13 protein-coding genes are annotated in these 13020 nt (G+C 39.9%); 4 read left to right on the top strand and 9 right to left on the bottom strand.

The genetic code is table 11. The features are described from left to right. Nucleotides 1-187: 187 nt before the first annotated feature. From WG905_RS07890 to WG905_RS07880, 3 genes are all read right to left on the bottom strand, one after another. Nucleotides 188-721 carry an AAA family ATPase gene (locus WG905_RS07890; protein WP_339591172.1) on the bottom strand — a complete coding sequence of 178 codons (534 nt, stop codon included), beginning with the start codon at nt 719-721 and terminating at the stop codon, nt 188-190. Then, nucleotides 705-1295: a nicotinamide riboside transporter PnuC gene (gene pnuC / locus WG905_RS07885; protein ID WP_339591171.1), complete on the bottom strand. Its 591-nt coding sequence runs from the start codon at nt 1293-1295 to the stop codon at nt 705-707. Before pnuC ends, WG905_RS07890 begins: the two co-directional genes overlap by 17 nt. A 125-nt stretch (nt 1296-1420) precedes the next feature. Beyond that, on the bottom strand, nt 1421-1945 hold the full coding sequence (locus WG905_RS07880) for a hypothetical protein (RefSeq protein ID WP_339591170.1): 525 nt from the start codon (nt 1943-1945) through the stop codon (nt 1421-1423). 232 nt (nt 1946-2177) lie between these two features. Between WG905_RS07880 and WG905_RS07875 the strand changes: the two genes are divergently transcribed. Both WG905_RS07875 and carB read left to right on the top strand, forming a co-directional pair. Beyond that, nucleotides 2178-2492 (top strand): peptidase associated/transthyretin-like domain-containing protein, encoded by a 315-nt coding sequence (locus WG905_RS07875; RefSeq protein WP_339591169.1) that lies wholly within the window; start codon nt 2178-2180, stop codon nt 2490-2492. Between the two features lie 133 nt (nt 2493-2625). Next, nucleotides 2626-5442, top strand: coding sequence for a carbamoyl-phosphate synthase large subunit (gene carB / locus WG905_RS07870; protein ID WP_339591168.1), 2817 nt, complete (start codon nt 2626-2628; stop codon nt 5440-5442). Nucleotides 5443-5548: 106 nt separating this feature from the next. Here the strand turns inward: carB and WG905_RS07865 are convergent, their stop codons facing one another. The 6 genes from WG905_RS07865 to WG905_RS07840 form a co-directional block, all read right to left on the bottom strand. Further along, complete coding sequence (locus WG905_RS07865; RefSeq protein ID WP_339591167.1) at nt 5549-6199, bottom strand: NAD(P)-dependent oxidoreductase; 651 nt, start codon at nt 6197-6199, stop codon at nt 5549-5551. Between the two features lie 112 nt (nt 6200-6311). Further along, nucleotides 6312-6722 (bottom strand): RrF2 family transcriptional regulator, encoded by a 411-nt coding sequence (locus tag WG905_RS07860; protein WP_339591166.1) that lies wholly within the window; start codon nt 6720-6722, stop codon nt 6312-6314. Nucleotides 6723-6794: 72 nt separating this feature from the next. Further along, on the bottom strand, nt 6795-8171 hold the full coding sequence (gene radA / locus WG905_RS07855) for a DNA repair protein RadA (RefSeq protein WP_339591165.1): 1377 nt from the start codon (nt 8169-8171) through the stop codon (nt 6795-6797). A 182-nt stretch (nt 8172-8353) separates the two neighbouring features. Continuing rightward, on the bottom strand, nt 8354-9904 hold the full coding sequence (locus WG905_RS07850) for an Rne/Rng family ribonuclease (protein ID WP_339591164.1): 1551 nt from the start codon (nt 9902-9904) through the stop codon (nt 8354-8356). Between the two features lie 264 nt (nt 9905-10168). Then, entirely contained in the window at nt 10169-11029 is an 861-nt protein-coding gene (locus tag WG905_RS07845) for a tetratricopeptide repeat protein (protein ID WP_339591163.1), read from the bottom strand. A 3-nt stretch (nt 11030-11032) separates the two neighbouring features. Then, a complete protein-coding gene (locus tag WG905_RS07840; protein ID WP_339591162.1) occupies nt 11033-11335 on the bottom strand; it encodes an HU family DNA-binding protein in 303 nt (100 codons plus the stop codon). 170 nt (nt 11336-11505) lie between these two features. Here WG905_RS07840 and mutY point away from each other — a divergent pair, with 170 nt between their 5' ends. Then, nucleotides 11506-12555 (top strand): A/G-specific adenine glycosylase, encoded by a 1050-nt coding sequence (mutY, locus tag WG905_RS07835; RefSeq protein WP_339591161.1) that lies wholly within the window; start codon nt 11506-11508, stop codon nt 12553-12555. Nucleotides 12556-12566: 11 nt separating this feature from the next. Beyond that, nucleotides 12567-12998, top strand: coding sequence for a single-stranded DNA-binding protein (locus WG905_RS07830; RefSeq protein WP_339591160.1), 432 nt, complete (start codon nt 12567-12569; stop codon nt 12996-12998). Nucleotides 12999-13020: the final 22 nt, after the last annotated feature.

The raw sequence follows: 13020 nt of genomic DNA, 5'->3' as shown, positions 1-13020 counted from the left end.
GTTAAACTCCATAACTCCAATCCCTACGCCGGCATTATCCGGATCAGGTTCATACATCCTGACTTTTATTGGTCAGATGTAATGGGTATGATCTCAGCCTGTTTTTGTGTTTCTTTTACAAAACAAGGCACCCCTTTTGATGTTGCAAATGTATCAAATTTATTAACAATTGCAAAAATACGCTCCTTTAAGGCTTTTTTCCTAAAAAAGCATCAACGGCTTGTACGGCATTTTCGAAACGATCTTCGGTACCGCCGACCACCACATAATTGGCCTGCAAAGCCATTAATTCCCTGTGCCATACCTCCATGAAATATTCCCGCTTGTCGGGAAAATCCCGTAAAGGGTCATCTTGCCAAGGCAAGTCTATGTCCATCAGCAGGTACAAATCATACTGATGTTGAGGCAAGGCGTCCAGCACAACCTGTGGAGTTTCACCGAGCATCTCATCGCTCCAGATCTTTACCGTTAAAAAGGTGGTGTCACAAAATATAAAATCCTTCTCAGCCATTGCCAAAACAGCATCTTCTAATGCCAGCTGGCCGAAGAACATATTCTTTTCATCCTGCAAAGTACATGGACCTGTTAACGCAGCACAATAATAACGCGCATATTCTGCCACCCAATGGGTTTGGTAATGTCGCGCCAGTTCTTGGGTCATGGTTGATTTTCCGGTACTTTCAGGCCCTACAATGGCGATTTTCTTAATTCTCTTGTTCACGATATAATTTTCTCCAGGCCAGATAGCCAACAGTTGCGATGTAAATATACAGCGCATACATAAAAGCAGTGGCATATAACCCTTTAGAAATGTAGATACCTATGTAAATGATGTCCACAAAAATCCAGATCAGCCAGTTCTCCAATACCTTCCTTGCAAGAAAAATTTGTGCAATTAAGCTGCAGGCCGTACAAAAGCTGTCTATAAAGGGGAAAGAAGCATCGGTATTTTTAAAAAGAAGAAAGCCCAGTACTAAAGTGAATACAATGATTCCGGCAATTGATAAAATGATTTCTTTTTTAGTGATCACGCTAACAGGCCTGCCTGCTTCTTTATTGTTTTGGTGTTGATGCCAGAAATACCAGCCATAAATACTCATGATGAGGAAATAAAACTGCAAGCCCATATCTGCATACAACTTACTTTCATAAAAGATGAAGATGTAAATCAGGACACTTACAATGGCGATCGGCCAGTTAAAGATGTTGTTTTTTGCGGCCAACCATACACACAAAATTCCGGTAAACACGCCACACCACTCGAGCATGCCGGTTTGTGTGAATAACAATTCCATTTGGCAAATTAAGTGATCGGGAACGATTTTTCAAAAAAAAATCCGGTAAGAGAAATTTTTCTTACCGGATAATAAACCAAACAAACTATTTATGAAGAATATCCTCCCGAAGGAGAATGCTTTGATTAAATACTAGCGTTAGGTGATGAACTGAAAGTTAAAGCCGCCTTAACGCTTACATCAGTGGTTAAACCATTTCTTAAAACATATTCTGCCCTAATGCGCAGACTGTTTCCTTTGATGTATTTATCTAAGAAACGTGAATTATCAATATCTAGTACAAGGGAGGAACCGATATTCTCTGCGATATCATTTCGTGACGCTACCATGACCTCTCCGCTGTTTCCGTTGGAGATGTATACTTTTACAGATTTAAACATTCCCATGCTTTGCGTGTTCGGATTGGCCGCGGTTATCTTTGCAGAAGCGATTCTAACTTCTTTAATATAATCACTTCCACTTTGATTGCCAAAGACTTCATCGAAGCTACTTGCAGCGCTCGTAGCCGAAATGGTGGCATTCGCTTTTGAAGATGCTGGGATGACCAGGGTTGCTGTATATGGGAAGCTCGATTTGATAATGGATTGCACCGTTGCACATCCACTGACTCCTATAGTGATCGTTAATAGGGCTATAATAAGTTTTTTCATTGTATATAATTGTTTTTAAATGTTGATGCAGCTATCAATCGCTTCTTCTTTGCTACTCGTGAGCTGTAAGCTATTGATGGTTTCATGTTTTGCTAATGAACAAATTCTGTTCCAAGTGATCAACTACTGTCAACTTCTGTGAAGAATTCATTTACATTGTTTTTTAGTTTGCGTATCTTTAATACAGCATTGTATTGCCCGGGATATCATTATCAATTAAACATCATACACCATGAAGCATTTTCAAATAGTTGCGCTAATTTTTATGTCGGTGGTTATGCTGGCCTTTAAAACCCAATACACCGGCGCCATGCAGGGAACCATTTTACCACTGGAAGGAATTCAGGAAATTATGGTCATTGCCGGTCCAGATACCATTAAAGTAACGCATGCCAATGGTGCTTTCCTGCTAAAAAACCTTCCGCCAAAGACTTATACCCTAATGGTTAAAGCTATTCCTCCCTACCTGGATTATACCCTGAACGATGTTGCTGTGATCGATAGTGCAACCACAGATATAGGGCAGATTAAACTGTTACAACAGTAACCTTATCATTTTAAACGTTTTTTATAAAAACCTATAATTTATAAGCTCTAAAAGCGTAGCTTTGCACCCCGACAAGTAGTCGGGATATTTCTCTTCGTATAGAAAATCTCGCGAGCAAAACTTTTAAAGCCATATGCCAAAAGACACTTCCATACGCTCCGTATTGATCATCGGATCCGGACCTATTATTATCGGTCAAGCCTGTGAATTTGATTATTCAGGATCCCAGGCAGCCCTATCCTTAAAAGAAGAAGGAATTGAAGTTTCTATCATTAACTCCAATCCTGCAACAATTATGACAGATAAGGTGATCGCAGACCATGTTTACCTTCGTCCGTTAACAGTAGATTCCATTGAGGAAATTTTAATTGAAAGAAGGATTGATGCTGTGTTGCCTACAATGGGCGGACAAACAGCGCTGAATCTTTGTAAAGAAGCCGAAGAACGTGGTGTTTGGGAAAAACACAATGTACGGGTTATAGGGGTAGATGTTGCCGCTATTGAGAAAACAGAAAACAGAGAAGCCTTCAGACAATTAATGGTTGATATCGGTATTGGCGTTGCCAATTCGAGAATTGCCAACTCTTTCCTTGAAGGTAAGGAAGCTGCACAAGAAATCGGTTATCCATTGGTAATTCGCCCTTCATACACCTTAGGTGGTTCTGGTGGTGGCTTTGTTCACAGAAAAGAAGAATTCGATCAGGCCCTCAAACGCGGATTGGAAGCTTCTCCAACCCATGAGGTGTTGGTAGAGCAAGCTGTGCTGGGATGGAAAGAATATGAACTTGAATTGTTGAGAGACAGCAATGATAATGTCATCATTATTTGTTCTATCGAAAACTTCGATCCTATGGGTATCCATACCGGAGATTCGATTACAGTAGCTCCTGCAATGACGCTTTCTGATCGTTGTTACCAGGATATGCGTAACCAGGCGATTAAAATGATGCGTGCGATCGGTAACTTTGCCGGTGGTTGTAATGTTCAGTTTTCTGTGAATCCTGCAAACGACGAAATCATTGCAATTGAAATCAATCCTAGAGTTTCCCGCTCTTCTGCACTAGCCAGTAAGGCTACAGGTTATCCAATTGCAAAAATCGCTTCTAAACTAGCGATAGGTTATAACCTTGATGAGATAGAAAACCAGATTACCAAAACTACTTCAGCTTACTTCGAGCCTACTTTAGACTATGTGATTGTAAAGATTCCACGCTGGAACTTTGATAAATTCAAAGGTGCCAATATGGAACTCGGTCTTCAAATGAAATCTGTAGGTGAGGTGATGGCCATTGGTCGTACCTTTATTGAAGCGCTGCAAAAAGCTTGTCAGAGTTTAGAAATTGGCAGAGCCGGATTAGGCGCCGATGGAAAACACAGCCGCAGTATTGATGAAATCATGTATGGCCTGGAGCATGCCAGCTGGAACAGGTTGTTCCTGATTAAAGATGCCATGAGCATGGGTGTTCCTTTGGAATCAATCCGTAAGGTAACTCGTATTGACAAATGGTTCTTGTCACAAATTCAGGAGCTGGTGCACCTGGAAACAGAATTAAAAAGATATTCTTTAAATAATGTACCGAAGGACTTCTTCATGACCCTAAAACAAAAAGGTTATTCTGATATTCAGATTTCTTATATGTTGGGTAATGTAACAGAAGATGAGGTTTACGAACGCAGAAAAGCCTTAGGGATTAACCGCGTTTATAAAATGGTGGATACTTGTGCTGCAGAGTTTGCTGCACAAACACCATATTATTACTCTACTTTTGAAGAGGAGAATGAATCAATTCCTTCCGATAAGAAAAAAGTGATCGTGTTGGGCTCAGGTCCAAACCGTATCGGTCAGGGTATAGAGTTTGATTACTCTTGTGTGCATGGTTTACTTGCAGCCAAAGAAACCGGCTTTGAAGCGATCATGATCAATTGTAATCCGGAAACAGTTTCCACAGATTTCAATATGGCTGATAAGCTATACTTTGAGCCTGTTTTCTGGGAACATGTGCGTGAAATCATAGAGCTGGAAAACCCGGTAGGGGTAATTGTTCAGCTTGGCGGACAAACGGCCTTGAAAATGGCTGAAAAGCTTCATGAAATGGGCGTCAAAATTATTGGTACTTCTTTCAATAATATGGATATTGCCGAAGATCGTGGACGTTTCTCTGACTTACTGAAAGAACTTGACATTCCGTACCCTAATTATGGTGTGGCCGAAAATGCGGAAGAGGCTATTGTTGTGGCCAATAAGGTAGGCTACCCGGTATTGGTTCGTCCGAGTTATGTTTTAGGCGGACAAGGGATGAGCATTGTGATCAACGATGAGGATCTTGAGAAGGCAGTAGTGAAATTATTAGGCGATCTGCCTGGTAACAGGGTGCTGATTGACCATTTCCTTGACAGGGCTGAAGAAACGGAGTCTGACTCGATCTGTGATGGCGAAGATGTTCATATCATTGGTTTAATGGAACATATTGAGCCTGCAGGAATACATTCCGGAGATTCATTTGCCGTATTACCTCCATTCAGTCTATCTCAAAAAGTGATGGATGATATGGAAAAGTATTCCAAAAAGATTGCAAGGGCATTGAATGTAATTGGTCTGCTGAATATCCAGTTTGCTGTGAAAGATGAAAAGGTATATGTGATTGAAGCGAATCCAAGAGCTTCCCGTACCGTGCCTTTCATCGCTAAAGCTTACGATGTTCCGTATATCAACATCGCTGCAAAAATCATGCTTGGTGTTAATAAACTGAAAGATTTCACGATTGAACGCAAGTTAAATGGTTATGCCATTAAAGAACCGGTTTTCTCTTATGAGAAATTCCCTGAAATAACCAAAGAATTAGGCCCTGAGATGAAATCAACCGGAGAATCTATCCGCTTCATCAAAGACCTGGAAGATCCTTATTTCAGAAAGTTATATAAAGACAAATCAATGTATTTATCGAAATAGAAAGCAATAAAAAAGTCCCGAAAGGGACTTTTTTATTTGATATCCATGCTGAAATGTTCGTACCGTTGTCATCCCGCGTTGCGTCCCGGGATTTATTAAAACGAAATTAATACGCAGCAGTAAAGCGTTGTTGAGGATGTTTATTGTTTTCCAGCTCATCAACTATGACAACAGCCAGATCCTGAGCTGATAAAATACTCTGGCCTTCTTCATTAAACACCGGGCTGTCTGTGCCTAAACGGTATTTGCCGGTACGGCCAGTCGTGATACCTGGATGCATTTCTATCGCGGGACTAATAAAGCTCCATTGCAAATCTTTTTCCTGTTTAATGATATTCAGGTAATCCCTTGCTGCTGTGGCTCCGGGTTTATAATCTGCAGGAAACTCAGGTCCGTCTACCAATTGTTTCCCCTCAATCTCTAAACTACCAGCTCCGCCGATCACGATCAGGCGCTTTACCCCAGCTTCCTTTACTGCTTTTTGAATGGCTTGAGAACCAGCCAGGAAGTCATCATAAAGATTAGGGTTAGTCCAGCCTGCATTATATGCACTGATCACCGCATCTGTATCTTTAACCGCCTCACTTAACGCAGTGGTATCTAATACATCAACCGCTTTAACAGTTAAGCGCTCATTTTTAATCGTTACATTTTCAGGATGGCGTACAATAGCGGTCACTTCATGTCCGCGATTCAGCAATTCTTCTAAAACTTGTGATCCTACAAAGCCACTGGCTCCAATTAGTGTTGTTTTCATCTTTTTTTTATTTGTTTTTTAATGGTGATGAAGCTATCATAAGCTTATGATGGTTTCATTGAGCTTATCTTTAATTGTAATTAAAATTGTTACAGTATTGATTAATAAGAAATCAATTGAATTTCCTGCTGAAATCAGCCAGTGTTTCACGGGATAATTCTTTAATCAGCGCTTGTTCGGTTGATTCATATACAGTATTTAAATGTTTGTTGATTTGCTTGCCGACAGGGCAAAGGGGGTTAGGGTCATTTTTTGAAATACCTAATAAATTACTTTGCTTTACTGCGTTGTAAATTTCACCCAGTGTGATGTTATCGGCTGATTTTGCAAGGTAACTGCCGCCATTTTTGCCTTCCTTACTATTTAAAAAGCCATGGTTCCGGAGGTTGATCAGTTCTTTTCTAACCAGGACTGGATTGATGTTGATACTCCCGGCAAGATATTCTGACGATGTATATTCATCTATGCTCTTCTCCAGCAGGGTAAGAATATGTAATGATATGGCAAATCTTGAATTATTCATACTGTAATTAAAATTATTACAGTACGAATATAAGTGCTGCATTTCAAATTACAAAGAAATGCAGCAAAAAAATTAGCCAAACAAAGCGCTGAACACGTCCTCGATTTTACTCACGCCGATGACCTCTATGCCGTATTTTTCCTTAACGAGGCCTTTCATGTTATAGGTAGAAATGTATATCTTTTCGAACCCTAATTTATCTGCTTCTGATATGCGTTGATCAATGCGGTTCACCGCCCTGATTTCACCTGATAAACCCACTTCCCCTGCAAAACAATATTTAGAAGGGATTGAAATATCCTCATGCGAGGAAATGATAGCCACCATAATAGCAAGGTCAATAGCAGGATCTTCTACACGGATGCCACCCGCAAGATTTAAAAACACGTCCCTGGCGCTTAGTCTGAAACCACATCTTTTTTCCAGCACCGCCAAAAGCATATTCATGCGTTTGGTGTCGAAGCCCGTAGCTGACCGTTGCGGCGTTCCATAAGCAGCAACACTCACTAGCGCCTGCGTTTCTATTAACATCGGTCTGGCGCCTTCTAAAGTAGCTGAGATGGCAATTCCACTTAGCTCTTCATCCCGTTGCGACAATAAAATCTCTGACGGGTTGGTTACTTCCCTTAATCCGCTGCTGTTCATGGCATAGATACCCAATTCAGCAGCAGCCCCAAATCTGTTTTTAATAGAGCGCAAAATCCTGTAAATATGGTGCCTGTCGCCTTCAAATTGTAAAACCGTGTCTACCATATGTTCCAGGATCTTGGGCCCGGCAATAGCACCATCCTTGGTGATGTGTCCAATTAAGAATACCGGTGTATCCGTTTCCTTTGCAAACCTCAGCAGTTCCGCCGTACATTCCCTCACCTGGGAAACACTTCCCGGCGTAGATTCGATGTGTGCTGAATGCAGCGTTTGAATAGAGTCTACGATGACAATCTCGGGTTCCAGTTCCTCTATTTGCTTGAAAATATTTTGTGTATTTGTTTCCGTCAGGATATAACAATCGGCAGTGGGGGCGCTGGTGATCCGTTCTGCACGCATTTTAATCTGCTGCTCACTTTCCTCGCCAGAGATATACAAAATCCGTTTATTGTTGATATTTAAAGCCAACTGCAGCATTAAGGTAGATTTTCCAATACCAGGTTCACCACCAATTAATGTAACCGAACCCGTCACTAATCCTCCACCCAACACCCGGTCGAGCTCCTGGTCACCTGTTAAAATTCTTTTTTCAGTGGATGATATAATGTGCTCAACTCTGCTGGGTTTATGAACGCGGGAGCCATTATTGCTGGATTTCCATGCAGGTATTTTTGATGCCGCCTTTTCAATGATCTCTTCTACGAAAGTATTCCAGGAATTACAGGAAGGACATTTGCCTAGCCATTTTGCGGATTCATATCCACAGCTCTGACAAAAATAAGCTGATTTAGTTTTAGCCAATGTATGATGTTTTTAGAACTACTAATTTAACGCTAAATTGAAGCATCCGCGCAATTTAAAAAATAGATTGTTTAGAAAGCGGTCATTAAGCTATCGTAAGCTTATACCACATAAAGCCTGTAAAATGAATAAGCCTGGCTTCGTTAAAGAAACCAGGCTTATCATTAAGCTTTAAACAGGAGTTACAATTTAATTTCTTCGTCTTTAGCAGACAAGAAATGGAACTCTGTCAGGTTGTACGAAGGTACAGCCCTTATTTTTATACGTTGTCCGAATTTGAAGAACCATTTCCATTGCAGGGATACAATTCCCTTCTTAATGAAAGCTTCAATATAAGGATGTACGCACAGCGTAACGTTCTTTTCATTCTGTTCCTGCAAAATGTAGGTCAGGTTATTTTCAATATCATCCATCAGGACAATGCTGGCTTTAATCTCTCCTGTACCATCACAAGTAGGACATTTCTCACTGGTAACAATATTCATTTCAGGCCTTACCCGCTGACGGGTGATCTGAACCAGACCAAATTTACTTGGAGGCAAAATGGTATGTTTGGCGCGGTCAAGCGTCATCAGTTCACGTAAATAGTCAAATAACATTTTACGGTTAACTGGTTTGTGCATATCAATAAAATCGATCACCACAATACCGCCCATATCACGAAGCCTAAGCTGTCGTGCAATTTCTTTTGCTGCCTCTTTATTTACCTGAAGCGCATTCTCTTCCTGGTTTTCCTTGCTTGCTGTTCTGTTTCCACTGTTTACATCAATTACATGTAAAGCTTCAGTATGTTCAACAACAAGATAAGCACCGCCAGCAAGATTTACTGTTTTACCAAAGCCATTTTTAATCTGTTTATCCAAGCCAAAATGCTCAAATATGGGCTCTTTGTGTTTATAATACTTCACTATTTTCTCCATGTCCGGAGAAATTTCATGAACATAAGAACGAATGTCTTCAAATAAACTTTGATCGTTTACATAAACATTGGTAAAGTCTGTGCTCAGGATATCACGGATCAACGTTGACGTACGATCCATTTCTCCCCATACACGTTTGGAGGGTTCTGCTTCAGGCAACTTCTTCATGAAGTTTTCCCATTTTGTTACAGAATCCAGGAGATCTTTTTGTAGTTCTGCTACACCTTTTCCTTCAGAAACCGTTCTGATAATTACACCAAAATTTTTAGGTTTAATACTTTCAATGATCTTTTTTAAACGATTACGTTCAGTATTACTTTTTATTTTTTTTGATATAGAGATAACGTTAGAGAAAGGGACCAATACAATATAGCGGCCTGCTATAGAGAGGTCTGAACTTAAGCGCGGCCCTTTTGTTGAAATAGGCTCTTTTGCTATTTGAACAGGAATGACAATGTTTTTGGCGACGACTTCAGAAATTTTACCGGCCTTATTAATATCAGGCTCCAGTTTAAAGTTATCCAATAACGTTCCATTAACGGTGCCATTACGCTTAATTTTTGTAAGCTTTAATAAAGATTGCACTTGCGGTCCCAAATCGAAATAATGCAGGAACGCATCTTTCTCATAACCCACATCAACAAACGCAGCATTTAAGCCCGGCATAATTTTCTTTATGCGGCCTAAATAAATGTCGCCAACAGCATAGTTGTTGTTGATGTGTTCTTTATGAAGTTCTACAAGATGTTTGTCTTCAATTAAAGCTATGGTTACTCCCGAGGGAGTTGAATCGATAATTAATTCTTTTACCAAAAGCTGTAAATTTACGGCATATGTATATTATGCCCCGTTAACACATAGACTGATACGAAACATAGTAAACAGTAAAATATACACCGGTTTTCCAGCGTATATTTTACCGTTTACAATTCAAAATAAGAGGTTATTTCTTCTTATTCTTGTGTCTGTTCTTTCTTAAGTGTTTTTTACGCTTGTGCGTAGCCATTTTATGTCTCTTTCTTTTTTTACCACTTGGCATAATTGTGAAATTAATATTTTTAAAAAATCTGTTAATAATTATTTACTGAGCTCAGCCACACGTTTATCAATGAATTTAGACAACGTAGGATTTGCCGCAAGTTTTTTACTGTTTAAATAGGCTGCAACAGCTTCTTCTTTTCTACCTAGGTTTTCATAAGCTGTTCCCAGATAGAAATAAGCATCTGGTGATGGCTTTTGTGCAATAATATCATTAAATCTGGTAATAGCTTTATCAAACTGACCTGACTTTATTGCAAATGTGCCTAAGCTCATATTTGCTTTAAGGTTCTTCGGGTCTTTTTTAACTACTTCCATCAACATTGCGATACCTTCCATTGGTGCTCCCATTCCATTTACGATGGTTATTCCAAGACCGGTTTTGGCATCGGTATTCGTTGAATCCAGTTCAAATGCTTTCTTATAAGACAAGTTTGCCTTTTGAAGTAAAGCAGGTTGCATGATACTATCCCTTGTCAAATCAAAGGCTTTCATAAACCTTTCGCCAGCATTTAACCAGCTTTTTAATTCTGGCTTCGTATTGGCAATTATTTCTAAATATAATGCACTTGGTATAGGCTGCTCAAGGTCATCCCATTTCTGTGCAAGCTCCTGTGCTACTTTAATTTTATCATTCTCGGGGGCCGTTTTGTAATCGTTCTCCAGGTTCTCGATTTCAGTAGCCAGGTTGGCATTCATTAAGTTTTTTCCTATAGTAGATACTTCCTTTAAGTTAATCTCCTGTACCTGATTAGGAGCTGGTTCTCCGGCAGCTGGAGCACTTGTAGTATCTTCTTTCGGTTTAACCAAACCTTTAATATCCCTTGTAAACAAAAATGCGATCAGCAGCAAAACTGCCCCAATAATAATTACTTGCTTAGTCTGGATATTTTTATTCATAATTTAAGCCTCTACGCTAAGTTTTTTAGTGTTATTTTTTACTTTATCAACAAATACTTTTGCCGGTTTAAAGCTTGGAACGTAATGTTCAGGAATAATAATTGCCGTGTTTTTAGAAATGTTCCTTGCAGTTTTTTGTGCTCTTTTTTTAACGACGAAACTTCCAAAACCTCTTACATATACATTCTCTCCTCCGATCATGCTATTCTTGATCACTTTGAAAAATGCCTCAACGGTCTCCTGCACATCCACTTTTTCAATTCCTGTCTTTGTTGATATCTCTGAAATAATATCTGCCTTAGTCATATTGTCTATTATTAATTTATTTGTGTGTTAATATTATAAGTGATTTGGGAGTGCAAAAGTATTGCTTTTTAATGAGATAGGAAAATAAAAGATGATTTATTTGATTGCATGATGATCAGGGAATTGCAAGATTTAGTAAAAGTACGTTTTCACACCGTATTTTTGCAGTTATGAATTTTCAGCAAGAAATTGTTAGCTGGTATCAGCACTATAAAAGAGACCTTCCCTGGCGCCATACTCAGGATGCCTACGTGATCTGGCTTTCTGAAATCATTATGCAGCAAACCCGTGTAGAACAAGGTTTACCCTATTTCAATCGTTTCCTGGCCGAATTCCCTACGGTTGCTGATTTTGCTGCAGCTAGCGAAACGCAGGTGTTGAAACTCTGGCAAGGACTGGGGTATTATTCCCGTGGCCGAAACATGCACCATACTGCCCGGCAGGTGATGGACTTGCATGCAGGTGTTTTTCCGGTACAATATGACCAGCTTATTCAGTTAAAAGGAATAGGAACTTATACAGCGGCTGCCATTTCTTCCTTCGCTGCAGGCGAGTTAAGGGCAGTTGTTGATGGTAATGTTTTTCGTGTCATCGCCAGGTACTTTGGCATCGCTACTGCCATCAATAGTACCGAGGGTAAAAAGCAATTTGAATCTTTGGCAAACGAATTAATTGTAGGGCAAAACCCAATGATCTATAACCAGGCAATTATGGAGTTCGGCGCCTTGCAGTGTAAGCCCAAATCTCCGGATTGCAGTGTTTGTCCGCTGCAGCTTAATTGTGAGGCGAGGCGGCAGCAACTGGTCGATGTGCTGCCTGTTAAGCTGAAGAAGACGGTGGTGAAGACCCGTTATTTTAACTACCTCGTATTGCAACAGCCGGAGCAGGTGTTGGTTAAAAAAAGACAGGCGGGAGATATTTGGCAACACTTGTACGATTTTCCATTAATTGAAACTCAAGAACCGGTGGAGCTTCCTGATCCTGAATTTATACTCGAGGTTAAAAATACGTATGGAAGTGACGTGAAAATTGCGCATTTAGTCACCAAAAAACACGTACTAACTCACCAGATTATATACGTTCAATTCTTTGTTTTAGCTAATTATATCCTTAACTTTAAGCAAGATGCAGCGGTTATTTGGGTCGATAAGCACAATTTAAACGACTTGCCGCAACCTAAAGTCATCGCCAATTTTATAAAGGCCTATTTAAACTTATAATTTTTTATTTCATGTCAGGTATCAATAAAGTAATTCTCGTGGGACATTTAGGCAAGGATCCTGAAGTTCGTCATTTAGACGGTGGAGTAACCGTTGCAAGCTTTCCTTTAGCCACCTCAGAAACCTTTAATAAGGATGGTAAACGTGTTGAACAAACAGAGTGGCATAATATAGTGTTGTGGAGGGGTTTAGCTGAAGTAGCCTCTAAATACCTGCAAAAAGGGAAGCTGGTGTATATAGAAGGGAAGTTGCGCACCCGATCATTTGAAGACCGTGAAAAAGTAAAAAAATACGTTACCGAAATTGTAGCTGAAAACTTTACCATTTTAGGCAGGAAGAGTGATTTTGAGATCTCTCCGGTCACCAACAATCATGTGGCTGCCAAACAGGAGGAGGATGAGTTTACCAGCAATGATAGCGATGCTGGAAACATACCGTTTTAAAGCGCAAAGTCACAAAAAAAAC

It is taken from the genome of Pedobacter immunditicola (assembly GCF_037482985.1).
GTDB classification, from domain to species: Bacteria; Bacteroidota; Bacteroidia; order Sphingobacteriales; family Sphingobacteriaceae; genus Pedobacter; species Pedobacter immunditicola.
Note: the sequence above shows the minus strand (reverse complement) of the source record. Positions and strands in the feature narration are given on the sequence as shown.

Coding starts and splice junctions, on each gene's coding strand:
- WG905_RS07880 (WP_339591170.1), bottom strand. CDS start 1,945: ATGAAAAAACTTATTATAGCCCTATTAACGATCACTATAGGAGTCAGT.
- WG905_RS07865 (WP_339591167.1), bottom strand. CDS start 6,199: ATGAAAACAACACTAATTGGAGCCAGTGGCTTTGTAGGATCACAAGTT.
- WG905_RS07845 (WP_339591163.1), bottom strand. CDS start 11,029: ATGAATAAAAATATCCAGACTAAGCAAGTAATTATTATTGGGGCAGTT.
- WG905_RS07840 (WP_339591162.1), bottom strand. CDS start 11,335: ATGACTAAGGCAGATATTATTTCAGAGATATCAACAAAGACAGGAATT.
- carB (WP_339591168.1), top strand. CDS start 2,626: ATGCCAAAAGACACTTCCATACGCTCCGTATTGATCATCGGATCCGGA.
- WG905_RS07830 (WP_339591160.1), top strand. CDS start 12,567: ATGTCAGGTATCAATAAAGTAATTCTCGTGGGACATTTAGGCAAGGAT.
- mutY (WP_339591161.1), top strand. CDS start 11,506: ATGAATTTTCAGCAAGAAATTGTTAGCTGGTATCAGCACTATAAAAGA.
- WG905_RS07875 (WP_339591169.1), top strand. CDS start 2,178: ATGAAGCATTTTCAAATAGTTGCGCTAATTTTTATGTCGGTGGTTATG.
- WG905_RS07860 (WP_339591166.1), bottom strand. CDS start 6,722: ATGAATAATTCAAGATTTGCCATATCATTACATATTCTTACCCTGCTG.
- pnuC (WP_339591171.1), bottom strand. CDS start 1,295: ATGGAATTGTTATTCACACAAACCGGCATGCTCGAGTGGTGTGGCGTG.